Here is a 22,444-nt window from a genome sequence, read left to right on the forward strand (position 1 = left end):
ACAACTCAGTTGAGCGCCGGGCTCTAACTGCGGGACGCGTATTTTACACATCCTGGTCGCTGAATCAAGTGTTTTTTTCAGCTTTTTCTCGGTGATCCGTGTGACTCAAAGAGCTTTCCGAATCCCTGCAAGGCAGTTTCCGTCCTTGCTTGAGTGGCGCGCAGTATAGCGTCGACACTTCTTTTTGCAAGCACTTCGAAATGTTTTTTTTCGAAGTGCTTCAGGCTTTCATTGAGATCGCCTTTTGTATGGCGGTGAGAGAGGGATTCGAACCCTCGATGAGTGTTAACCCATACGCCCTTAGCAGGGGCGCGCCTTCAGCCACTCGGCCATCTCACCTTAAAGTTTTTCGCTGAACATTAAGCTTCAGCCAACCTCTCAAAGAGGTCTTTTCCGCCGACCAAGCTAATTTGCTTGGTCGTTGAAAGTGGGCGGCATAATACCAACGGTTCGGGAAAAATCAATGGGGAATCAATAACTTTTTGTACTTTTTCACTTTCGTGAACACCTTTTAAACAAGGCGTATAAAAAAAAGGCTTTTCCGCCAAATGCGGGGCATGGTTCTCGCACAGAGTAAAAATAAAAAAGGCCGGAATGCCGGCCTTTTCTGAATTTATTTATTTACTCGTTGCCACCCTCCTCAGAGGATTGCTTCTCACGCTGAATACGCTGGTAAATTTCTTCGCGGTGGACGGCGACTTCCTTGGGCGCATTCACGCCAATACGCACCTGATTGCCTTTCACCCCCAGCACGGTAACCGTGACATTGTCGCCAACCATCAGCGTCTCGCCAATTCGGCGGGTTAAAATCAACATTACCTACTTCTCCTTGATCATCCTGTGATAAAGAGCAGCTGGCGTTTCCCAAAGCTGCTCTTATTTGGTCATCATAACCGGGCGGCGGTGCACAAAAGGTCAAAAACTACCCATCACACTCTTCAGTATTGACCAGTCGAACGAAATCTCAACAGGTTGGATGCAATGCCAAGCAACTGAATCGAAATGGGAGACTCTTTCCGCCTTCGTTCCGGTTATAGTATTTTTCTCGCCCCTCTCACTTGGAGAGCTCAAATTCACTGTGTAAAGCGCGTACTGCCAGCTCAAGATAGCGCTCATCGATAATCACCGATATTTTGATCTCAGAGGTGGTGATCATCTGAATGTTGATGTTGTCTTCACCCAGCGCACTAAACATACGACTCGCCACATTTGCGTGGGAACGCATTCCCACGCCGACAATAGAGACCTTCGCAATCTTGTCGTCTGTGATCACCTCACGGGCGCCAAGTTCCGCTGAAGCGCGCTCCAAAACCTCACGAGCCTTGCTCAAATCATTGCGATGCACCGTAAAAGTAAAATCGGTAGTTCCATCGACCGCACTGATATTCTGCACGATCACGTCTACTTCGATATTTTCCCTGCCAACTGGTGCGAGGATGCGACAGGCTACACCTGGGGTGTCCGGTACACCTCGAATGGTTAATTTCGCCTCATCGCGATTGAATGCGATGCCGGATACGACAGGCTGTTCCATCTCGTTATTTTCCTCATCCAGGCTTATCAGGGTTCCTTCACCCTCTTCAAAAGTCGAGAGCACGCGCAACGGAACTTTGTACTTACCGGCAAATTCAACGGCGCGAATTTGCAGAACCTTGGAGCCTAGGCTGGCCATTTCCAGCATTTCCTCGAAGGTAATCCGATCCATACGGCGCGCACTATCCACCACCCGTGGGTCAGTGGTATAGACCCCGTCAACATCCGTATAAATTTGACACTCCGTGGCATCGAGCGCGGCTGCGAGGGCCACTCCCGTTGTGTCTGAGCCGCCACGCCCCAAGGTGGTGATATTCCCATCATCATCCACCCCCTGGAATCCCGCGACGACAATCACTTTGCCGAGGTCCAAGTCCATGCGCATACGCTCTACGTCAATGCGCTGGATACGCGCCTTGGTGTGTGCATTATCCGTAAGGATCTTGACCTGCCCGCCAGTATAGGAGCAGGCATCGTAGCCTCGTTTCTTCAGAGCCATGCTCAATAGTGCGATAGTGACCTGCTCACCGGTGGATACCAGGACATCGAGTTCGCGGGGGTCGGGTTTTTCCTGGATCTGATAGGCGAGATCAATCAGGCGGTTCGTCTCTCCACTCATGGCGGAAAGCACCACAACCATACCGTGCCCCTTGGCGCGAAATGCGGCAACCTTGTCGGCGACAGCCTCAATGCGCTCAATGGAGCCCACGGAAGTACCACCGTATTTCTGCACGAACAAACTCATAACGTTTTGCGTTTCCTTAGCTCCAAGCCCAGTCCGCGCACCGCTCGAAATCGTGCAGGCGCGCACTTAATCACCAAACTTCGGCGAAATCAACTTCACACACTATTTATGACGCCAATTTAATTGAAATCAGCCCTTGAGTGTGCTTTCAACCCATACCGGTACTTCTTGCAACATACCCGCCAGAGCAGAGGCATCTGTTCCGCCTCCCTGAGCCATATCGCTACGGCCACCGCCCTTGCCGCCAATCTTGCCGGCGGCAAAGCGCATCAGGTCACCAGCCGACAAACGATCGGTAAGGTCTTTGGTAACGGCCGCAACCAGTGCAACTTTCTCTTCACCCGGTGCCGCTAGTAAGACAACCCCACTGCCTAACTTGTTCTTCATTTGGTCAGCCAGCTCACGCAGGGATTTGGGATCGGCACCATCAATAGAGGCCGCCAGTAACTTAAAGCCCGCAATGTCCACCGCCTGTGCGGTAAGGTCGCCACCAGCGCCGCTCGCCAATTTGGTTTTAAGCTGGGCAACTTCTTTTTCCAGCTTGCGATTGTTGAGCAGCAGTTGTTCCACCTTCTCCCCAAGGGTGTCGGGGCGCGCCTTGAGTAGTGCCGCCATATGTTCGAGGCGCTGTTCAGCGCGCTCGAACTGGGACAGCGCATGCGCGCCGGTGACTGCTTCAATACGGCGCTGGCCGGAGGCAATGCCGCTCTCGCTGACAATACGCAGCAGGCCGATATCCCCTGTGCGCTGTACATGGGTGCCACCACACAGCTCTACCGAAAAGACCGCGCCTTCAGCCCTCCCCATGGAAAGGACGCGTACTGTATCGCCATACTTCTCGCCAAACAGTGCCATGGCACCCATTTCCTTGGCGGATTCGATATCTGTTTCGCAGGTATCTACAGATGTATTGGCGCGAATTTGCGCGTTTACCAGGGACTCGATCGCGTGTAGCTGCTTGGTAGTAACCGCTTCCGGATGGGAGAAGTCAAAACGCAAGCGCTCAGAATCCACCATGGAACCCTTCTGGGTGACATGCTCACCGAGCACTTTACGCAAGGCCGCATGTAACAAATGAGTGGCGGAGTGATTGAGGGCCGTTGCCTCCCGCACAGCAGCCGAAACCTCGGCGGTGAGCTGCTCGCCTACGGTAATTACGCCCTGAAGCAACTTACCTGTGTGCAGGTGGTGCCCGCCCTGCTTGGTGCAATCGCGCACCTCGAAACGACCCGCACCAGCAATCAAGTAACCACTGTCGCCAACCTGGCCGCCGGACTCTGCGTAAAAAGGTGTGCGATCCAAAATCACTACCCCTTCCTCACCCTCGTCCAGGCGCTCGACCAGCTCACCAGCCTTAATGATGGCAACAACCTTGCCCTCGGCTTCAGTGGTTTCATAGCCGAGAAATTCTGTAAACCCCTGCAGGTCCAGCGTCTCGGTATAATCCTGCCTAAATTTACCCGCGGCTCGGGCACGCTCACGCTGAGCTTCCATGGCAGCTTCATAGCCGGCCATATCTAAAGATAAACCGCGCTCGCGGGCAATATCCTGAGTCAGGTCCGTGGGGAAGCCATAAGTATCGTGCAAGGTGAACACCAACTCACCGGGAATCTCACTACCCGCAAGGGAACCTAGTGCGCCCTCCAGTAATGCCATGCCCTTATCCAGGGTCTTGGCAAATTGCTCTTCCTCTTTGCGCAGAGCCTTTTCGATTAGCGCCTGCTTTTCACGCAGCTCCGGGTAGGCCCCCCCCATCTGTACTGCCAGGGCGCCCACGAGCTTATAGAAAAATACTTCTTTATGGCCCAACTTGTGTCCGTGACGCACAGCCCGGCGAATAATTCGACGCAATACAAATCCACGACCTTCGTTTGAAGGCATAACGCCATCGGCGATAAGGAAAGAGCAGGAGCGGATATGATCTGCAATCACGCGCAGAGATTTTTCTTCCAGGTTATCGCAACCGACAATATCGCTGGCCGCTCGCAATAGCGCCTGGAAGAGATCAATTTCATAGTTGGAGTGCACGCCCTGCATCACTGCGGCGATACGCTCAAGACCCATACCAGTATCGACGGAGGGTTTGGGCAGCGGGTGCAGCTCGCCATCGGCCGTGCGCTCGTACTGCATAAATACCAGGTTCCAAATCTCGATATAGCGATCGAGATCATCGTTTTCGGAACCAGGGGGGCCACCGGGTACGTCCTCACCGTGGTCATAGAAAATTTCTGAGCTGGGACCACAAGGGCCGGTATCGCCCATCTGCCAGAAATTGTCCTCATCGAGACGGGAGAAACGCTCCGGGCTAACACCCACTTCTTTCTGCCAGATATCCGCGGCCTCATCATCACTGATATGCACAGTTACCCACAAACGTTCCTCCGGCAGGTTCAACACCTTGGTGAGGAAATCCCAAGCAAAACGAATGGCATCTCGCTTAAAGTAATCGCCAAAGCTGAAGTTACCCAACATTTCAAAGAAGGTGTGGTGCCGCGCGGTATAACCGACATTCTCCAAATCGTTGTGCTTACCTCCGGCGCGCACACAGCGTTGAGAGCTTGCCGCCCGCTTATAGGGGCGAGACTCCTGGCCGAGAAAGGTATCCTTAAATTGCACCATGCCGGCGTTGGTGAACAGCAGGGTCGGGTCATTGCCCGGCACCAAAGAGCTCGACGGCACCACGGTATGACCCTGTTCGGCAAAGTAATTCAGAAAGGCGTCGCGAATCTGTGCGCTTTTCATCCGGCGTAATTCCACTTCGTTAGTTGAGAGTTATTGAATGGCACCGATGACGCGGTGCCTCGTCTGTCCCGCTACTGTGCAAGCCCCTGTTCGGGCATGTGTTGATCAGCCAGCAGATGGACATGCAGGTGAAATACGGTCTGTCCCGCGCTCCGACCATTGTTAACTACAAGTCGAAACCCCTCTAGCGCCAACTTTCTGCCCAGTTCGGCGGCTACCCACATCAGATGGCCGAGCAGGACTTTGTCATCGCTTTTGGCGTCGAACAAATTGACCAGAGGTTTGCGCGGAATAATGAGGAGATGGGTCGGGGCTTGTGGCGCCCGATCCTCAATAACGATACAAAGATCGTCCTCGTAGATTTTCTCGGCCGAAATCGCGCCCGAGATAATTTGACAGAAAACGCTGGGTTCACCCATTGGTTTATTTTTCCAGCTTTTCCTCAGCTGTCAGCTGACGCGCTTCGGATTCCAGCATCACAGGAATCCCATCCTTTATTGGATAGGCTAAACCGCTGGCTTTGCATACCAGCTCCTGTGTCTCTTCATGGTACTCGAGCGGCGCCTTGCTTACCGGACACACTAACAGGCTCAGTAACTTCTTATCCATGTCTCACCCCACTATTTCCCCCTGGCACAACATGCAGGGGGCAAAAATGACCGCGTATCATACAATGCTTCATAGGGTTTTTCACGGCATTCGCCACAGCTTCTGGGCTCTGTGAGTGGCACTCACGCGTTTTTATCCAGAGGCGACAGGATGCGCCTGCGCCACTTGCGAATTTAAGTGACCAAGCAGTAAATCTCGCGCCAACCGCCCCTCCTCAACCTCATTGAAAAGCTCGTGATAGGCCTCGGGGAAACAGTGCAGCATTTTTCGCATCGAGCCCATGCGCTCAAACCACTCGCGACTAATCTCAACATCCACCAGACGGTCTGATTCCGGTAGTAGCATCAGGCAAGGGGCCAGTAACCGCTCTAGATTATCGGAAAGAAATTCACGCTCACGCAGGAACGTCTCAAACCAGCGCAGGGAAACCCCCCGATGAGTCAACTCATCCTCGCGGTAAGCTTCAACCACGGACAGATCCCGACTCAGCCATTGATCGTCAATCCTGCTGGAGAGCACCATCTGCGGAAACAGTTTTGCCAGCAGCAATACCGACTTCAATTCCAGACCCGATGGCTCCCTGGCACCGCGGAACCCCGGCGCCGACAAGATGATACTGTCCACAGCCCCGTAACGAATGGCACTGCCACAGGCAACCACCGCGCCCATACTATGCCCCAACAAGTGCAGGCTCGTACCGGGGTTACCACTTTTAACCAGGCAAATGAACTCATAAAGATCTTCACAATAGAATGAGAAATCCTCAATGTGCCCCCTTTTTCCTTCAGACAATCCATGGCCGTAATGATCAGGTACATAAACACTGAATCCAGCCCGGTTGAGATGGGCGGCCAGGGCACTATAGCGGCCGCTGTGCTCACCCAGCCCATGGGAAATCACCACCACCCCCTGTGCGCCCTCAACCCACCAGCGGCGGTAATGCAGGCTTACATTCCTTGTCACAAATTCCATCGGCACGCCCCACTTTTTTTGGTTTTTCAGGATTCATTCAGCCCTCACCCTCAAGGGTATCGCGATACTTACCCAGCATGGCCAGGTGATTCATACATGCCCGCTTGACTAACACCCTCTGCGCCTCAGCCACTTTATCTGCCTTGCCTCCCCACGCCGACAGCGCGGGCTGCTGTAGTGCCCGCCCGTAGGAAAAACTTAACTGCCAGGGGGCGTTGTTGAGCTGATTGAGTGCATTGAGATTCTCTGTCGCTTCTTCGGGACCCTGACCGCCGGACAGAAAGTTAATGCTGGGCACAGCAGCAGGCACGCATCGACGCAAGCTGCGCAGGGTATATTCGGCGACCTCCTCCGGCTCCGCACCAGGTAATTCTGCCCCCGGAGTCACCATACTTGGCTTAAGCAGTATTAACTCCAAAACCACACCATGCCGATGGAGGGCATGAAAAACTGAATGCCAGACCTGTTCATTCACCCCTGCACTGCGCTCGATACTGTGGTTGCCATCCATAAGGACTTCCGGCTCAACGATAGGCACCACCCCCTCGGCCTGGCAAACAGCCGCATAGCGCGCCAGCATTTCCGCATTGGCCGCAAGCCCAAGCGCTGTGGGGTTGTGGGCACCCACTGGATACACTTCGCGCCACTTGGCAAATCGCGCGCCCCGCGCCTTGTATTCCCGCAATCGCTCCACAAGACCATCGAGCCCATAAGTCACCATATCGCCCGGCGCACCGGGGAGAGGCCCTTTACCCTTATCGACTTTAATACCCGGCAGGATTCCCTGCGCCACAGCCAGCTCTGGCAATGGCACACCAGCACTATCACACTGGCCGAGCGTCTCCTCGAACAGGATCACCCCACTGACAAAGTCCCCCAGCCCCTCACTCGACAATAAGGCCGCACGGTAATCGCGGCGGCACTCTTCTGTCGACGCCAATCCCACCGCCGAAAAACGCTTAGCGATAGTAGCGCCGCTCTCATCTGCGGCCAGAATCCCACGACGCCCATCAACCAGCGCGTCAATCGTCGCCTGCAACTCATCGCGAATCGTCATAGAGACACCTCCATCTGCCAGAAGCCAAGTCAAAGATAGCCGTCCCGATCAAAATGTCTTGCAGGCCGCAACGGCCCGCTCCCAGCCCATCACCAGGGAATCTCTTTTTACCGCGGGCATCCCCGGCATAAAATCCCGCTCAATCTCCTGCAGGCACTCCGGTAATCGATGAAAATGCCAGATACCGCTGCCGATGCCCGCCAACAGCGCTGCACCTATCGCCGTAGACTCAACCTGTCTGGGACGCTCCACGCGCAAGGCAGAAATATCAGCCTGAAATTGCATTAGAAAGTTATTCGCACAGGCGCCGCCATCGACACGCATATGGGTAATATCAACCCCCAGCGCCTCTTCCATCAGCCGCACTAGTTCATTACTTTGATAAGCGATAGATTCGAGTGTGGCGCGCACCACCTCTGCACGCCCAGCCCCCCGACTCAGGCCGCACAAGGTACCCCGCGCCGAAGGATTCCAGTGAGGGGCCCCCAAACCACTGAAGGCCGGCACCAAATAGACACCCCGGGTATGGGGGATGCTCTGCGCGATAATTTCAGAGTCAACCGCCTGCTGGATCAGCCCCATCTCATCGCGCAACCACTGTATCGCAGAGCCCGCCGTAAAAACCGAACCCTCAACCGCATAGGCAGGCGCGCCATGCGCGTCACAGGCAATAGTGGCAAGTAACCCACGGGGCGGCTCGGGCCGCTTGTCGCCAGCATAGGCCAGCATAAAGCAGCCCGTACCGTAGGTATTTTTTATGTCGCCGGGGTGCGTACAGCCTTGGCCAAACAGCGCCGCCTGCTGATCGCCGGCCACCCCGCAAATCGGAGCACCGATCCCGACAAAGGCTTGGGGATCGGTATCGGTAAAGTGGCCAGCCGATGGCCTGATCTCAGGCAAAATAGATTCCGGGCACTCGAACAGCACCAGAAGTTCCGGGTCCCAGTTCTGCTGGTCTAGGTTATAGAGCAAGGTGCGGCTGGCATTGCTGTGGTCGGTCAGGTGTGCGCGTGCGCCACTCATTCTCCAGATTAACCAGCTGTCTATCGTGCCAAAACACAGCTCTCCCCTACGGGCGCGGGCCAGGAGATCCGGCTGCTCGCGAAACATCCACAATAACTTGCTTGCAGAAAAGTAGGCGTCCAATAACAGCCCACTGTGCTCCCGCAACCACTCAGACTTCCCCTCTGCGGCAAATTTTTCACAGATATCTGCCGAACGCCGACACTGCCAGACAATCGCCCGGTGTACCGGTTCACCCGTATGCCGATCCCACAGAACCGTAGTTTCTCTCTGGTTGGTAATGCCCACCGCCTTGATATCGGCCGCGCGGATACCGGCGCGCTGAAGCGCCGCAGCGCATACGCGCTGGGTGACCCGCCAAATCTCTTCGGCATCTTGCTCAACCCAGCCGGGCTCGGGGTAGTAATTGGGAATTTCCGAATAGCTGCGGCCCACCAGCGCACCACTACTATCGAAAATAAAGGCCGTAGTGCCTGTGGTGCCCTGGTCAATAGACAGGATCATAAAGTTTCTCGCGCTTATTATTTTTCTCTCACCATCGTGTTACCCGAGTCGGCGGAACGGACTCCACAACTCAGACATAGATGAGGGTATAAGCCCGGTTACTTTTCGTCCAGAGCCCAACGGATGGCATCGGAGGGGAAACCGCGATAGGCCAAATAGCGCTGGCGACGTGCGCGCTCTTTTGCCTGCTGATCCCGCGGCAGTGCCATATTGATTAGCGAGTGATATTTGCGCTGCAATTGCTCCTGCGCCAAGGCAAACCAGTCAACCTCTAGCCTCTCAAGGGTGTGAGATAGAAGCTCACTGGTAATCCCTCGTTGCTGCAGTTCCTGGCGAATACGCACCGGTCCCTGACCACGCAGGACACGAGAGCGCGCAAAGACTTCCGCAAAACGCTGGTCGGACTGGTAGTTGAGATCTTGCAGGCGCTCGAACAGCGCTTCGAAATCGGCATCGGAGAACTTACCCGCCAGCTTCCGCCTCAGTTCGAGTTGGGAGTGTTCGCGGCGGGTAAGTAACTCAAGCGCCGCACCGAAGAGCGCTTGAGCCGGATCGGCGGAGGACTCCGCCCTGGAAAAAGACACTTACTCTTCCGGCAGTTCCACAGCCACTTCCGGGCTGGCTGGAGTGAGGTCACCCAGTAGTTGCTCGCGCAACTGCCCTTCAATCTCATTGCGGAGATCCGGGTTCTCTCGTAGAAACTTCGTAGCATTGGCCTTGCCCTGGCCAATTTTGTCGCCTTTGTAGCTGTACCAGGCACCAGCTTTATCAACCAAGCCCATCTTCACACCATAATCGACGATCTCGCCGATCACATTGATGCCTTCGCCGTACATGATCTGAAACTCGGCCTGCTTAAATGGGGGGGCCACTTTGTTCTTTACGACTTTAACGCGGGTCTCGTTACCCACCGTCTCGTCGCCATCCTTTACAGCACCGATACGGCGGATATCCAGGCGCACAGAGGAGTAGAACTTAAGGGCATTACCACCGGTGGTAGTCTCCGGAGAGCCAAACATCACACCGATCTTCATACGGATCTGGTTGATAAAGATCGCCAGCGTGTTGGTGTTCTTAATGTTACCGGTCAGCTTGCGCAGAGCCTGGGACATAAGGCGGGCCTGCAAGCCAACGTGGGAATCTCCCATCTCTCCTTCGATCTCAGCGCGCGGGGTCAGGGCCGCCACAGAATCCACCACTAATACATCTACAGCGCCAGAGCGCACCAGCATATCCGCCACTTCCAGGGCCTGCTCACCGGTGTCCGGCTGGGAAACAATCAGCTCATCCACATTCACGCCCAGTTTCTCGGCATAGATAGGGTCTAAGGCGTGTTCCGCATCCACGAAAGCGCAGGTGCCACCTTTGCGCTGAGCCTCGGCGATCACTTGCAGGGTCAGGGTCGTTTTACCTGAGGATTCCGGACCGTAGATCTCGACAATACGGCCGCGTGGCAGACCGCCGATGCCGAGGGCAACATCCAGGCCGAGGGAACCGGTAGAGATCGAGGGGATACGCACGCGCTCCTTATCCCCCATACGCATCACTGTGCCCTTGCCAAACTGGCGCTCGATCTGCGACAGCGCCGCCTTCAAAGCCTTGTCTTTATTGGAATCCATGACCATTCCCGTATTTCTGAGCTGTGTTGAGTGGTGGCAAGCTTATCGAAGGATCACTGTATAGGCAACCAGTAATTCCGGCACGACCAGTACCAATCAACCCAGTAGAATTTCGCCGACCTCTGCCCAGCGCAATCCCACCCCCACAAGCACAAGCTGACCGGGCAGACGGTCTTAGACGGGATGCTCGTCCAGAATTGCTAGCATACCCTTGATCGCTTCCATCACTGTTTGCGCCTGTACCGAGGTGCGCTCCCCCTGAAAGTGGAAACATTGAGCATCGATCTGGACCGGCTCCTGCCCCTCCGCATGGGCCCAAGCTATCCACACGGTGCCGACCGGCTTCTCCTCGCTGCCGCCATCAGGGCCGGCGATACCACTTACCGCAACAGACAGATTGGCATCCATCATGGCCAACACCCCACAGGCCATCTGACGAGCCACCGGCTCACTGACCGCACCAAAAAGCTTCAGGTCTTTCGCATCCACCCCCAATACGCTGTGTTTGATGCGATCGGCATAACTGACAATAGAGCCATCAAACCAATTGGACGCACCGGGGATGGAAGTGATTGCCGCGGCAATTGCTCCGCCGGTGCAGGATTCTGCCGAAGTCACAAACCAAGCGCGCTTTCCCAACTCATCACCAAGCCGCTGCGCCAATGTAGATATCTCGCCATGATCAAACATTTTCTCTCCCCACCAGTTATCTCTCTGGGCCAGCCTCCACCAGGGCTGCTCGGACACGGCCCCTTTTTTTAAAGTCGATCGAACGAGCCCCTCCCCCAGGGAGAATAGTATTTGGATACGCGGCGATGACACAACATTTACACCTGCTCAGCCCTCTATCCGACCCCAAGCTGAAAAGACGAACAGAGAAAGCCCCTTTCACCTTCTCGTGGGACCCTATGCCCCCCCCCCCAGAAAGATCGCAAGCATGCTTCCAGAAGGCACCTAGGGGAAAGGTATTTTTTACTTGCTGTCCAACCACACCAATCCCAGCCTAAATACCAAAGCTGAGCCTAGCTGATCATTTCTATTTTTCCAGAGTTCAAAATAAGAAAACCCTTGCGAAGCAAGTTCATTTTATTCGCTTCAATATGCGACCTTCCACCACGCCCAAATAATTAATTTTTCCCGAGCCATACACCATATCGAAAACCAATATTGTCATTTATCTCTCTACCTCACCCCCTTTAGCTCTCCATAAATCAGTTTACTCATGACTCACTGGAAATAGCCTCTCCGCCCCTATACCACAAGCAGGACCGACTGTACGACAAAGGGGTTGCGCTGTCGCCCCAATACAACCACGTATTTGTTAGGCTTTGATTGGTACTAAAAAATGCAATTTTCGATTTAAAAAAACGGCCCTACCGAATCCACGAAACCCACAACAACACAATACCGAATAAAAAATAGAACTCCCTTAAAATGGCATTTTTTATTAAAATCAACCAAGAAAGAAAACTATGCATCTTAAGAAATCAGTGATGCTATTCACTATTGTCACGGCCTGCGCGTTCCTATCAACCACAGCAAAAACACAAGTCTGGCAAGACAATTTCGACGGTGTAGGTATCAATAGATCCGTCTGGACCTACGATGTCGGCAACTCGGGCTGGGGCAATAACGAATTACAAAATTACACCGATGACAACACGAATGCCTACATTGAAAATGGCAACCTAGTTATCCAGGCACTGCGCAACACAGATGGTAGCTTCTCATCCGCACGCCTGAAAACATTGGGGCGGCTCTCGTACAAATACGGCACCATCGAAGCTCGCATCAAACTACCCGACCTCGACACCGGCCTCTGACCCGCCTTTAGGCAACTCGGCAGTAATTATGGCCAGGCCGGTTGGCCTGCCTGTGGCGATTTGGATACCCTGGAAGCCGGCATGGCTGAAGCGCTAAGCAGTGGCAGTGCAAATTCGGCCGTCTCCGGTGCCTTTCACTGGCACCATGAGTCCGATGAATACACCGGGCAGGCAGACTACGACCAGAGCAAGCACCTGATTGAGAATTTTGAATTCAGCCACGACTTAACTGAGGACTATCATATCTTCGGTATGACTTGGACCCCCAAGTGGATCGCGATGTGGGTGGATAGCGAGGCTAATAAAGTCATTCGTATTGACAGTGGGGATCCAACTTTTGACGAATTTCGTCAGAACCACTTCCTAATTCTCAACCTAGCCGTTGGTGGTATTTTCCCACAGATATTCACTCATGAAGAAATTACCGCACTCATGCCGGCCAAAATGTATGTGGACTACGTGCGTATCTACGACAACGACGCCAGCGATTACAGCACCGAACTCACTCTGGCCGAGGAGAGCGCAAAATCTGACAACCCCGGTCTCTACGGCAAAGAAGGAGATGTCACCGAATCCCTGGAGCTCGGTACAGATACCGAACTCTATATTTGGAATAACATGGAGGGTGCCGTAAGTACCAAAGATAGTGATGCGTTGACATTTAATATTGGTGCCAGCGATTGGTTTGGTATGGTCTTTTCGATGCACTATGACCTCAACTTGATATACTACCAGAATGGCCTCCTGAATTTGCGTATTAACACTACGAGTATAGAAACCATCGGCATTGGTATTGCGAGCACCGGCAGCGGGAATGGTACCTGGGTCGACCTGGTCCATGGTGATGAGGAATGCGGCTTAGAACGCGACAGTGAATGGCATCCGACATCCATCCCCGTTCGAGATTTCAGCGATGAGGTCGACATGTCGAATGTACTCCAATTATTCGAATTGTTGGGTGCAGGGGGTGATATCAGCGAAATCGAAATCGACAATATTTACTTTTCCAGCAATTCACATAACGATCATTCTCAGCATCCCCGACACAAATGCCACAAAGAACATAAACACCCAAGAGGCGCCCCAAACACTCCACTTAAGAGCGATAACTGATCCCAGAAAGTTAATCATCCGGCAATGAAAGAGATAAATATTCCTCTATATCATAGCCGTCTATATTAGCGCTTCTAGCTGTATTAATTCGTCGACAAAAGAATCAATAAGTCTTTGTATTGACCAAGCCAGCCGTATGTATCTCGGCCAGCAGAGGCAGCCCCCGTAAAAAAAGGAATCCCCCCAAAACTCGCCATTAATTTGATGATCTTCTATTGAGTGCAAAGGCCTCCAACCACTTGTATTCAGAACCTTCATTTCGCCAACCTTATAGGCAGATAACCAACGCAAAATACTTAGATTGATCAAGTGGATTTATCGAGGACCGCTCAGCGGGTCTGGCTATTCAGTGGTGCTGAAGAGACCTGCGGTATCACAATCGACAATATCGACGATTCTGGGACAGTATCAATCATGATAGCGATACCAGGGAAGACGCCTGGGATGAATCCAGAAGCAGGCAAGATTATGATGGAGCAAAGAGCCGCAAAACCGAACCACCAAGCACACACTCTATCGACTAGGAAGTCACAATACCGCCTAGACCGTATAGGGAAATAGCGACTCAATCATCTGGACCACAATGGTTCCTCTTGTGTGATAGCGCGAATAAGAAAACCAACCCCTATCAACGCCTCCGATGAACGCCTAAAATGTGCGGAGCCAGACACAGACACAGACACAGACACAGACACAGACACAGACACAGACACAGACACACAGGAAATGTTATCTGAGAAATCAGCCACTTCTAAATGAACCAGGTACCAGATCAGAATGCTGGTGCCTATTCAGTAGCCAAGAGAAGGACGGGGAAATATCCTATATCCCAGTAATTTGAGTGACATTACTGGTAAAAATTCCCAAGATAGATTGACTTATAGGAATATCCAATCACTAAATCTATCCCCGAAAGACCATCGCCAAAATTGAGCGGCCCTGCTTCAAGTAGCTGTGAAACAAGTTTCCAACCGGCTCGGCCAACACCTCAGCTCCCACCCGCTCAAAACCCAGAGATAAATAGAAAGGCTCTAAATGCGCATAGGGAAAGGTATAGGTATCCCGGTCAAAGCGCTCGGCAAGGAGTACCAGCAACGCCCTCGCAACTCCCCGCCCCTGGTGATCTGGAGCCACCGCAACCCCCGACAGCAATTTAAAAGCTTCGTACCTCCTTATATAACCACAGCCCACCACTTCGCTCTGTTCGCTGCGCACCACTGCACAGTCCTCGTGTCGCTTGGCTTTGCCACGGAATCCGTGCATGCGGTAAAATTTGTTCGCCAGCGGAATTTCGATATCCGTCAGCCATTGAGGGCTATAAGAAGGCTGTATGACCGCCATGAATCCACCGAAACCTGTAATAGAGAAATGCCCAGAGAGACCTGTAATACCTGCCTGCGCCCACCTAACGTCTGTTACTGCAGCGCACTGGTGAATCTGGCCAACACTGTGAAGGTAGTGATCATACAGCACCCACAAGAAGAGAAGCACCCGTTTAATACCGGTCGTATGACGCATTTGTGTCTGGATAACAGTGAGATGATAATCACGGAGACACTCACTAGTGATCAGTTAAACACTCTGCTAAGCAAGCCCTCAGCTCTTCTCTACCCCTCTTTGGCATGGCTGCCTGACAGTATCCAGTTAGATGGAAATCGGTATGTAAGTGATAATACTGACAGCCAGTATTTGATGGTTGAACAGCTGATCGTCATAGATGCCACATGGAAAAAATCAAAGAAGATTCTTCACTTAAATCCCAGCCTACAAAAAATTCCCAGGGTTAATCTGGGCGACAGCCTGGAATCAAACTACTCCATTCGCAAAACCTCTATCTCCAACGGACTCTCAACCATTGAAAGTATTACCAAAGCGATGTTGATACTTGAGAACAATAGGGATTTTTTACAACTACTCAAGCCCTTTGAGAAAATGGTGGCCTTACAGCAATTGAATTACCGGAAAAAAACTAAAGCAGCTATTCGCATTTGATCAGCCAACAAGCTCGCGGCAAACCACACAGCGCCCTTCAGAATACTCATAAAAGTACTAAGCCACACTTGCACCTGAGAAGAACAGGCTTATCACCCCTTGGTAAGTTAAAATACACATAAAAATCGACAGAGCATATCGAATAATTGAACGATACCAATACTCATCTATTGTTGATTGAAACTTAAACCCTGCAAGCAAGCCTATATAGGTAACAAGTGTGATCATAGACAGAGGCACTAATTGTAAATCCTCGAAAGTAAAAAAAAGAGAAAACACCGCAAGTTGCATTAATTCCCCAATCAAGAAACAGATATTAGCCACAAGGATGATTTCCTTTGTTGACCTAACCCTTTCAAGCAAATAGATCATTAATAGTGGCGCAATTGCATTAGTAGCACCCCCTATTAAACCCGCCGAAGCCCCCATAAGCACAGGGAACGCCACTGGCCTAGACGACAGCAAACACAGATATTTTCGTAGAAAACCAGATAATAAATATAATAATATCGCGCCAGCCAAAAGCAGTTTTAAAACACTCGCATTGGCCCAAGTAAGCAGCCACGCGCCCGACAGACTCCCCAGAGAGACGACCGCTATTAGTAGGTAGTGTTCTTTTAAGTCAACACTGTAATTCCGGCACTGATACAAGCTAAAAAGTATTGCCAGAAACGATGGCACTATTGTGAAGGTAATCGCAACTTTTAAATCGTAAACCAGCGCAAGTACAGGCGTTGCGAGCATAGGAAACCCCACACCCAATGCTCCATGAATAGCAGCTGCTGACAAAACCAATAAAAGGCCTATTATAATTATTTCGATTTGCACCAGTGCTCCAGTCCATTGGATACCTTAATTTCAAGTAGCCACTTTAACCCACAAAAGAAGCATTATCATCAAAGCGGGCCATCATTCGAAATAGATATTCAATAAGTACCACAAGCCCTTGAGCCGAATTACACCTGAATGATACACCAAATAAACTGATAAAAGAGCCAAATGTCAAACAGGTAAAATACTAATCATTTTCTAAGTGATGCAGCTGTATGGTTAAATATTATCCAGGAGCAGAGGTACCCCATATTCTTTCAGGTGGCTCCCGTTAGAGACCTGCATCTAGACTGTATCGGCAACCTCTTTAGGCATCACAAAAGTATCCGTGATCGAAATCAATTGCTCAACATAGATTTAAATCACATTACAACCATCGAATACCAAGCGTTTATTGTTCGGAACAATCCTGGCACGGCAACCTCCCAACATCATGATTTGCTAACACCTCATGTTCATTATTCACTCCTGCATCCTGCATTTAAGTTTAACGTCCCGCACAATGTATAAGACTCAATACTGATGAGTAGATTGTAATTTAAAGACAGAAATTACACTTTCCGAAATTTAACAAATTTAACTTTTTCAGTAACATCTCACAAACGGCCCGACTTTATAAAGCAGTGATAGCTCAGGCTAATTTTTTTGGCTGGATATTGAGTTCAAAGTGAGTCAATCGATAACGGACATAGAAATAACATCAGCAAATGTATTCGGCAACTACCTGCTGCTTCCCTGCATAACTCAAAAAAATGAAAGTCCACTATTTATTTAACCGTAGAGCCAAGGAGCTATATGCTGAGACTTCCTGAACGAACATCACTCATATAAATCGACAACAAATTACGTTATAGAAATACATGCTGCATACATTCTGAAAGAATTAATCTATCCCTACATCTATCGATCCAATCTTGAGCATCAAATTGTGCTTAGGATTTAGAACTCATGCCCTCTAAAAACCGACCTTACCCCGACAAAATGGATAAATTCCAGGTAAGAAAAATCTATCTTTAAAAATATAGATATTCTGGAATAAAAACCTCTGTACTACAAACGGAATAGAGGATATATCCACCAAATTGATTAGTGAATATATCCTCCGTAACGATTTGTCTCCGTTATTGGCCTGCCACCTTTGAAAGATAAAATTGATAAGCACGGTGAGCAATTTGGTGGCCTATCGCCTGGCCTGCCGGCACTGAAGGTTCAAAGTGTACACCAGCCCAAACACGGCTGTTACCACAGTCCTCTTCAAATGATGACCAAGTTGGGAAATTCAAATACAAATCAGTTTGTGGCGTTATCCCAGGTTCAATCTGAGAGCTTCCTGTAAGCGCGGGTACCGTATATCCTAAAATGTCCCCTTGAGGCAAAAAGAGACGACTTGTTTCTGCATGTGCCGCACAAAAACTCGCAGATGCCGACGGATATTCTGGGTGATCAGCAACCGGTAAATAGCTCGTCCACTGGCTGGCAGGCAAATCGCTTACCGTTCCCTTACCTACTCCACCCCAAGCAGTAACAGGTGCGTCTTTATAAATATATCGAACAGCGGAAAAAGGCCGCACGGAATTATGACGACGCTTCTCTTTCCAAATAGTAATCGCTGTGTCAAAGGCAGCCATATTAGTTAAGAAATCATAATGAATAAAATCCATTAATGATAAACCCTGGGATTCCGACGCGAATACAGCAGCAAAACCTAAGCTGAATATTTTCATGTCAAACAATTCAGCTTTCATTTTCTGCTCATCAGTTAAATTAGCAGACGTATTTAGCACATCATTTACTTGCGCCACATAACTTGGAAAATTCCAAATTTTCGATTTCAACGGTACTGGTGAAGTAAATTCTTCCGGCGATTCATAACTGTATGGTGTGGTTAACGCAATTTGGGGCGTGACGAATTGCTGAACCCGGTATACCCCTGGGCGATCCATTAAAACCGCCGGTTGCCACTTAGAGGGAAAACGTAATTTGTATGCAGTATTGGCTGGTTTGAAATTAGTATAATCGGCATAAGGCAATCGATGATATAGTTGATCGCCCTCATTGCCCAATTGATTCATACCGTCATTAGCGCGCCCCTCCAATACTTTTCTACCTGCATAGTTTCCTATACCAATCGGTGTAGTGGTATCTTCTGAAATATTGTCAGGATCTAGGCCTAACTCAATCAACATATTATCCCACTCAGATATCAAATGCGGAAACAAACCACTTAATACTTTATGAGATGCATAAGAAAGCGCAATGTTTAATTCACCATTGTCTGTCGATGGAGGCATCCGCCCAATATCAGAGTAGACTCCTTTAGCGGTGGGATGATAAGGCGCTGTTGCATCATACCAAGAGTTGGTGATCAGTGTCGTAAAACGAAGTACAAGCGTTGCGTCATTAGCCGCGGGCGACACTTCGAAAATCGCACATGCTGCTAATGGAATTATATTTTGTACTGCGGCATTACAAGTTCCTAGATCCACAGAGCTGCACTTTGGCGGTAATGGAACATTCGCCAGCTGTGGACACGTAAGAGCTTTCGCCTGCCAACTTACCGAAATAAATAAAATCCCCAAAATACCTTTTACAACTTTCTTACAAATTATATTTGTTAGCATTGACATCTCCTTTTATGTTTGATCATTATGCTTTTAAGGTCCATCGATCCTACAAACACCTTTTAGGATTACTACGCACAAATACTTCAAAAACCAATTCAACCTTCTATATCCGCTGCCCTCCATCTCTTTAGAAATTGTCATAACCTCCATATTTACTGATTTTTTTGAACTCAGAAAAAAATAGTCAAAGAACATAGTAAGCCGAGTCTACTCAGCGGTTTCGCTGAGAAACAGAGTTATGCAACCAATACCGCTAATGCCTTCGCAACCATGAACAACCATCAACTTAGATGGCCCCACATTCAAAACCTCAACAGAGAGAGGTGCTTCTACCTTGCTTGGTGATCTTTGTTTTTTGGCATCACACCTAAACCTAACGTCGTAATTTTCGACCAAAATGAGATGGTGGCTTCTTGTGTATTCTTTTTAAATAAAAGGCAACACACAAAGTTTTGGCAGTATTGTCTTGTATGACTATTTTTGTCTGATACTGAGATTGAAAATCCTTTTCTTACGTAGGTAAATTGAGACCCTCCTTCGGTGGTCACCGAAGATCTTGCCTGCAAGCATTCATACATTATTGCCCCATAAAGAACATTAATAAGTAGAAATGTGACAGGCACTCGTGAGATATAATTCAAACAGCCATATTGGACCACAATCAAAAGTAGAAAAGCGGTGACAGCTTATCTTATGGGGCTTCAAGAGATCAATATAGGAATCGATAGAAGCAGAAATAAATCCATGTCTTAGTGAGAGCTGTCGACCAGTTATTTAGTGCCCCCAGTAATGGCAATGGCATCAAAAACACCATTAAACAACTTTAACCTATGAACTAAAAAGAGTACTCACTCAATACAAAGGAAGACACGAGCTGAATTTCATCTGTGCAGACCATAAAGCTGAGACAGCTAATATTGTGTTGGTCCAATACTTCCGGACACTTCGCTAAGATGGTAAAACTACCAAGCAAAGTGTCCGGAAGAATTAGACCCTACAGAGTATGTTCCTATAGTGGAATTTTTATTCGCTGAAGGTAAGCTTATGCAATTTAACGCCCACAACACGGACCGGAGCCGTAAAGCGGCGGAGGTCCAGTAAATACGAAGTACTTGCGATCTTGCCTGTGCTTGTTATACGTTTCTCTGCTCATACTTTAAATTTTTTCTTTCTTCTTCGCTTAGAACAATTCCACTAAACTTTTCCAGCCAAGCCCCGTAGCGCTTAAAATTCTCTCTAGCTTCAACTAATGTAAAATCATTATTAAGGTCGGACTTTATATCTAATACCAGCCCATTTTCATTTGTGCAATCATAATCATCCTCCCAGTAGCATACTGGACAAATCAGACATTTCCCACGCTCGACCAGGGAATAATAGTCACAGCATCCACATTGGACTAGTTGAGAGCCTATTTCATATTCAGCTAATTTCATTGGCACTCTCTATGTATACCCTCAACGTTGGTCTTGCCCACAAAAAGAAGGCCCTCTAACTATGCGTAGTTTCGTTCGTATTCTGCTGGACTAACATAGCCCAATGCAGAGTGCCTTCGAACCCTATTGTAGAAAATCTCAATGTATTCAAACACCTCAGATTTTGCTTGCTCTTCGCTTTCGAATGTTCCGGCATAGACCAGCTCGACGTTTAGCCTGCTAAAGAATGATTCCATTGCCGCAATATCCCAACAGTTAGCTTGGCGACTCATACTCGGCTTGTACTTGCTTTCGGACAAGAGATCCTGGTATTTCTGCGAACGATATTGCACCCCCCTGTCAGAGTGAACTATTAGTCCAGGCTTTATTTGTCGTCGCTCTAGAGCCATTTTCAATGCTCGACGTGTCAATTCATCGGTCATCTGGGAGTCGAATGCCCAACCTACAATACGATGAGAGTACAGATCCATAACTACCGCGAGGTACAACCACCGCTCCAGAACCCAGATATACGTAATGTCACTTGTCCAGCGGCAATTTGGTCGATTCACATCAAAGCAACGCTTAAGTAAGTTGGCGGAGATATTAATGCTCCCCTCTACCGGCTGACTATATCGAAAGCCTTTGCCATTTCTCGCTTTAATATGCTCCTGTTGCATAAGCTTAGCGACGTAGTTCCGTGAGCATGGCTCACCTAGCTCTTGAAGCTCGCAAGCGATTCTAGGCGCGCCATAACGACCTTTAAGCTCAGAAAACGTCTCTCGGATTTTCTCGATTGTTCGTATCTTTCTAATCGTGCGAGCAGATGGCAACCGCCCCCGCCATCGATAATTACCCGATCTTGAGACTTCTAAACACCGACACATCAAGCTAACCGGGAATGACCCTACATGCTCTTGCATCAGTGGGTACTGATGCTCTTGGTGGTTTGCAAAGTACACAGCTGCCTTTTTTTAGAAATTCAACCTCCTGACGAGCTTCATGCAGTTCCTTCTTGAGCTTGTGAACTTCAGCGCTTTCCTGTTTGGAATAGTCAACGCCGTCTAAACTATTAAAATGCTTATCAGACAGTCGATTAAATTAACGACGCCAGTTGTAGATCTGCTGTGGCTGACGCCTAGCTCTCGCACCACAGAAGCCGTTGTTGCTACAGGCTTTTCCGCTCACTTAACTGCTTCTCTGCGGAATTCCTCCGTATACGCCTGAGTTCTTTTCTTACCCATGATACACCTCCGTGTTAGGCCGAAATCTAACTATACAGGGTGTCTACTAAACGTGGGTAAGTCTTACTCCTAACGCCGCCGCTGTGTTTTATACACATCATTTAAGTCCATTTAAAGCCTCCGCTGCCTCCATATAATGGAGAAGTTTAGTGTACCCCTGCCAAACGGTTTTAACTCCAGGCTCACCATCGCCGCTCCGCCCCAGAAAGCCTCCAAGTCCTGCCAACATACGAGTTATATCTCTCATACTTGGAGCTTCATTTGGTGGGGAGGTTTTAGCTTGCATTATCCATATCATACGCCACTCTTTTTCAGAGTAGACTTTCGTACACGATGTATCAGGAAGCGTTCGTGCTCGTGTTGTCATGGAGTGTAGACGCCACCCAATAATCATATAGATTGCAATACAGTTCAGCATTCGCTGCTCGGTTCTAAAGCGATTACTTTCTATCTGGCATCCGCCTTTCACCACTCTAAAATAGGTTTCAATTTCCCATCGACTTCGATACCACTCAATGATGATCCTCGCTTGCTTAAAGTCCTCAACTGCAAGATCGGTCAGCAGCATCCATTCAATACCTTTTTTGCCTTCTGGTGG

At 49.7% G+C, this 22,444-nt stretch carries 20 protein-coding genes and 1 tRNA gene; 3 read left to right on the top strand and 18 right to left on the bottom strand.

The window, feature by feature from the left end; genetic code table 11:
- Nucleotides 1–249: 249 nt before the first annotated feature.
- The 12 genes from Q1A69_RS18235 to Q1A69_RS18290 form a co-directional block, all read right to left on the bottom strand.
- Nucleotides 250–339 (bottom strand) — tRNA-Ser (locus Q1A69_RS18235).
- 282 nt (nucleotides 340–621) lie between these two features.
- Complete coding sequence (gene csrA, locus Q1A69_RS18240) at nucleotides 622–816, bottom strand: carbon storage regulator CsrA (RefSeq protein WP_091391203.1); 195 nt, start codon at nucleotides 814–816, stop codon at nucleotides 622–624.
- 238 nt (nucleotides 817–1,054) lie between these two features.
- On the bottom strand, nucleotides 1,055–2,278 hold the full coding sequence (locus Q1A69_RS18245) for an aspartate kinase (RefSeq protein ID WP_299588752.1): 1,224 nt from the start codon (nucleotides 2,276–2,278) through the stop codon (nucleotides 1,055–1,057).
- Nucleotides 2,279–2,407: 129 nt separating this feature from the next.
- The gene (gene alaS, locus Q1A69_RS18250) at nucleotides 2,408–5,020 is read right to left on the bottom strand and encodes an alanine--tRNA ligase (RefSeq protein WP_299588754.1); all 2,613 of its coding nucleotides are present in this window, start codon (nucleotides 5,018–5,020) and stop codon (nucleotides 2,408–2,410) included.
- A 71-nt stretch (nucleotides 5,021–5,091) separates the two neighbouring features.
- Nucleotides 5,092–5,439, bottom strand: coding sequence for a histidine triad nucleotide-binding protein (locus Q1A69_RS18255; protein WP_299588756.1), 348 nt, complete (start codon nucleotides 5,437–5,439; stop codon nucleotides 5,092–5,094).
- Nucleotides 5,440–5,443: 4 nt separating this feature from the next.
- The gene (locus tag Q1A69_RS18260) at nucleotides 5,444–5,629 is read right to left on the bottom strand and encodes a Trm112 family protein (protein ID WP_299588759.1); all 186 of its coding nucleotides are present in this window, start codon (nucleotides 5,627–5,629) and stop codon (nucleotides 5,444–5,446) included.
- A gap of 132 nt (nucleotides 5,630–5,761) precedes the next feature.
- Complete coding sequence (locus tag Q1A69_RS18265; protein ID WP_299588762.1) at nucleotides 5,762–6,601, bottom strand: alpha/beta hydrolase; 840 nt, start codon at nucleotides 6,599–6,601, stop codon at nucleotides 5,762–5,764.
- Nucleotides 6,602–6,638: 37 nt separating this feature from the next.
- Nucleotides 6,639–7,658 carry a class I fructose-bisphosphate aldolase gene (locus tag Q1A69_RS18270; RefSeq protein WP_299588764.1) on the bottom strand — a complete coding sequence of 340 codons (1,020 nt, stop codon included), beginning with the start codon at nucleotides 7,656–7,658 and terminating at the stop codon, nucleotides 6,639–6,641.
- A 48-nt stretch (nucleotides 7,659–7,706) separates the two neighbouring features.
- Nucleotides 7,707–9,185: a glycerol kinase GlpK gene (gene glpK / locus Q1A69_RS18275; RefSeq protein WP_299588766.1), complete on the bottom strand. Its 1,479-nt coding sequence runs from the start codon at nucleotides 9,183–9,185 to the stop codon at nucleotides 7,707–7,709.
- Between the two features lie 98 nt (nucleotides 9,186–9,283).
- Nucleotides 9,284–9,769, bottom strand: a complete 486-nt coding sequence (locus tag Q1A69_RS18280; protein ID WP_299588770.1) for a regulatory protein RecX — start codon at nucleotides 9,767–9,769, stop codon at nucleotides 9,284–9,286.
- Nucleotides 9,770–10,804: a recombinase RecA gene (gene recA / locus Q1A69_RS18285; protein ID WP_299588774.1), complete on the bottom strand. Its 1,035-nt coding sequence runs from the start codon at nucleotides 10,802–10,804 to the stop codon at nucleotides 9,770–9,772.
- Nucleotides 10,805–10,978: 174 nt separating this feature from the next.
- Complete coding sequence (locus Q1A69_RS18290; protein WP_299588778.1) at nucleotides 10,979–11,626, bottom strand: CinA family protein; 648 nt, start codon at nucleotides 11,624–11,626, stop codon at nucleotides 10,979–10,981.
- Nucleotides 11,627–12,276: 650 nt separating this feature from the next.
- On the opposite strand from Q1A69_RS18290, the gene Q1A69_RS18295 reads away from it, so the two are divergent.
- Together Q1A69_RS18295 and Q1A69_RS18300 are read left to right on the top strand one after the other, a co-directional pair.
- Complete coding sequence (locus Q1A69_RS18295) at nucleotides 12,277–12,627, top strand: glycoside hydrolase family 16 protein (protein ID WP_299588781.1); 351 nt, start codon at nucleotides 12,277–12,279, stop codon at nucleotides 12,625–12,627.
- 81 nt (nucleotides 12,628–12,708) lie between these two features.
- Nucleotides 12,709–13,740: a family 16 glycosylhydrolase gene (locus Q1A69_RS18300; protein ID WP_299588784.1), complete on the top strand. Its 1,032-nt coding sequence runs from the start codon at nucleotides 12,709–12,711 to the stop codon at nucleotides 13,738–13,740.
- 903 nt (nucleotides 13,741–14,643) lie between these two features.
- Here Q1A69_RS18300 and Q1A69_RS18305 read toward each other — a convergent pair.
- On the bottom strand, nucleotides 14,644–15,081 hold the full coding sequence (locus Q1A69_RS18305; RefSeq protein WP_299588787.1) for a GNAT family N-acetyltransferase: 438 nt from the start codon (nucleotides 15,079–15,081) through the stop codon (nucleotides 14,644–14,646).
- 27 nt (nucleotides 15,082–15,108) lie between these two features.
- Here Q1A69_RS18305 and Q1A69_RS18310 point away from each other — a divergent pair, with 27 nt between their 5' ends.
- Nucleotides 15,109–15,732, top strand: coding sequence for a tRNA-uridine aminocarboxypropyltransferase (locus Q1A69_RS18310; protein WP_299588791.1), 624 nt, complete (start codon nucleotides 15,109–15,111; stop codon nucleotides 15,730–15,732).
- Between the two features lie 57 nt (nucleotides 15,733–15,789).
- Here the strand turns inward: Q1A69_RS18310 and Q1A69_RS18315 are convergent, their stop codons facing one another.
- From Q1A69_RS18315 to Q1A69_RS18335, 5 genes are all read right to left on the bottom strand, one after another.
- A complete protein-coding gene (locus Q1A69_RS18315; protein ID WP_299588796.1) occupies nucleotides 15,790–16,560 on the bottom strand; it encodes a sulfite exporter TauE/SafE family protein in 771 nt (256 codons plus the stop codon).
- A 1,124-nt stretch (nucleotides 16,561–17,684) separates the two neighbouring features.
- Nucleotides 17,685–19,184, bottom strand: coding sequence for a vanadium-dependent haloperoxidase (locus Q1A69_RS18320; RefSeq protein WP_299588799.1), 1,500 nt, complete (start codon nucleotides 19,182–19,184; stop codon nucleotides 17,685–17,687).
- A 1,136-nt stretch (nucleotides 19,185–20,320) separates the two neighbouring features.
- Nucleotides 20,321–20,623 (bottom strand): CPCC family cysteine-rich protein, encoded by a 303-nt coding sequence (locus tag Q1A69_RS18325; RefSeq protein WP_299588802.1) that lies wholly within the window; start codon nucleotides 20,621–20,623, stop codon nucleotides 20,321–20,323.
- A gap of 59 nt (nucleotides 20,624–20,682) precedes the next feature.
- A complete protein-coding gene (locus Q1A69_RS18330; RefSeq protein WP_299588805.1) occupies nucleotides 20,683–21,564 on the bottom strand; it encodes an IS3 family transposase in 882 nt (293 codons plus the stop codon).
- A 379-nt stretch (nucleotides 21,565–21,943) separates the two neighbouring features.
- On the bottom strand, nucleotides 21,944–22,444 hold a 501-nt coding region (locus Q1A69_RS18335; RefSeq protein ID WP_299588807.1), incomplete at its 5' end, for an IS4 family transposase.

The organism is uncultured Microbulbifer sp. (genome assembly GCF_947498635.1).
Taxonomy (GTDB): domain Bacteria; phylum Pseudomonadota; class Gammaproteobacteria; order Pseudomonadales; family Cellvibrionaceae; genus Microbulbifer; species Microbulbifer echini.

Bases quoted from the DNA above. Each gene is read 5' to 3' on its own strand.
- csrA (WP_091391203.1), bottom strand. From the start codon at position 816: ATGTTGATTTTAACCCGCCGAATTGGCGAGACGCTGATGGTTGGCGAC.
- Q1A69_RS18245 (WP_299588752.1), bottom strand. From the start codon at position 2,278: ATGAGTTTGTTCGTGCAGAAATACGGTGGTACTTCCGTGGGCTCCATT.
- alaS (WP_299588754.1), bottom strand. From the start codon at position 5,020: ATGAAAAGCGCACAGATTCGCGACGCCTTTCTGAATTACTTTGCCGAA.
- Q1A69_RS18255 (WP_299588756.1), bottom strand. From the start codon at position 5,439: ATGGGTGAACCCAGCGTTTTCTGTCAAATTATCTCGGGCGCGATTTCG.
- Q1A69_RS18260 (WP_299588759.1), bottom strand. From the start codon at position 5,629: ATGGATAAGAAGTTACTGAGCCTGTTAGTGTGTCCGGTAAGCAAGGCG.
- Q1A69_RS18265 (WP_299588762.1), bottom strand. From the start codon at position 6,601: ATGGAATTTGTGACAAGGAATGTAAGCCTGCATTACCGCCGCTGGTGG.
- Q1A69_RS18270 (WP_299588764.1), bottom strand. From the start codon at position 7,658: ATGACGATTCGCGATGAGTTGCAGGCGACGATTGACGCGCTGGTTGAT.
- glpK (WP_299588766.1), bottom strand. From the start codon at position 9,185: ATGATCCTGTCTATTGACCAGGGCACCACAGGCACTACGGCCTTTATT.
- recA (WP_299588774.1), bottom strand. From the start codon at position 10,804: ATGGATTCCAATAAAGACAAGGCTTTGAAGGCGGCGCTGTCGCAGATC.
- Q1A69_RS18295 (WP_299588781.1), top strand. From the start codon at position 12,277: ATGCATCTTAAGAAATCAGTGATGCTATTCACTATTGTCACGGCCTGC.
- Q1A69_RS18300 (WP_299588784.1), top strand. From the start codon at position 12,709: ATGGCTGAAGCGCTAAGCAGTGGCAGTGCAAATTCGGCCGTCTCCGGT.
- Q1A69_RS18305 (WP_299588787.1), bottom strand. From the start codon at position 15,081: ATGGCGGTCATACAGCCTTCTTATAGCCCTCAATGGCTGACGGATATC.
- Q1A69_RS18310 (WP_299588791.1), top strand. From the start codon at position 15,109: ATGCCCAGAGAGACCTGTAATACCTGCCTGCGCCCACCTAACGTCTGT.
- Q1A69_RS18320 (WP_299588799.1), bottom strand. From the start codon at position 19,184: ATGCTAACAAATATAATTTGTAAGAAAGTTGTAAAAGGTATTTTGGGG.
- Q1A69_RS18325 (WP_299588802.1), bottom strand. From the start codon at position 20,623: ATGAAATTAGCTGAATATGAAATAGGCTCTCAACTAGTCCAATGTGGA.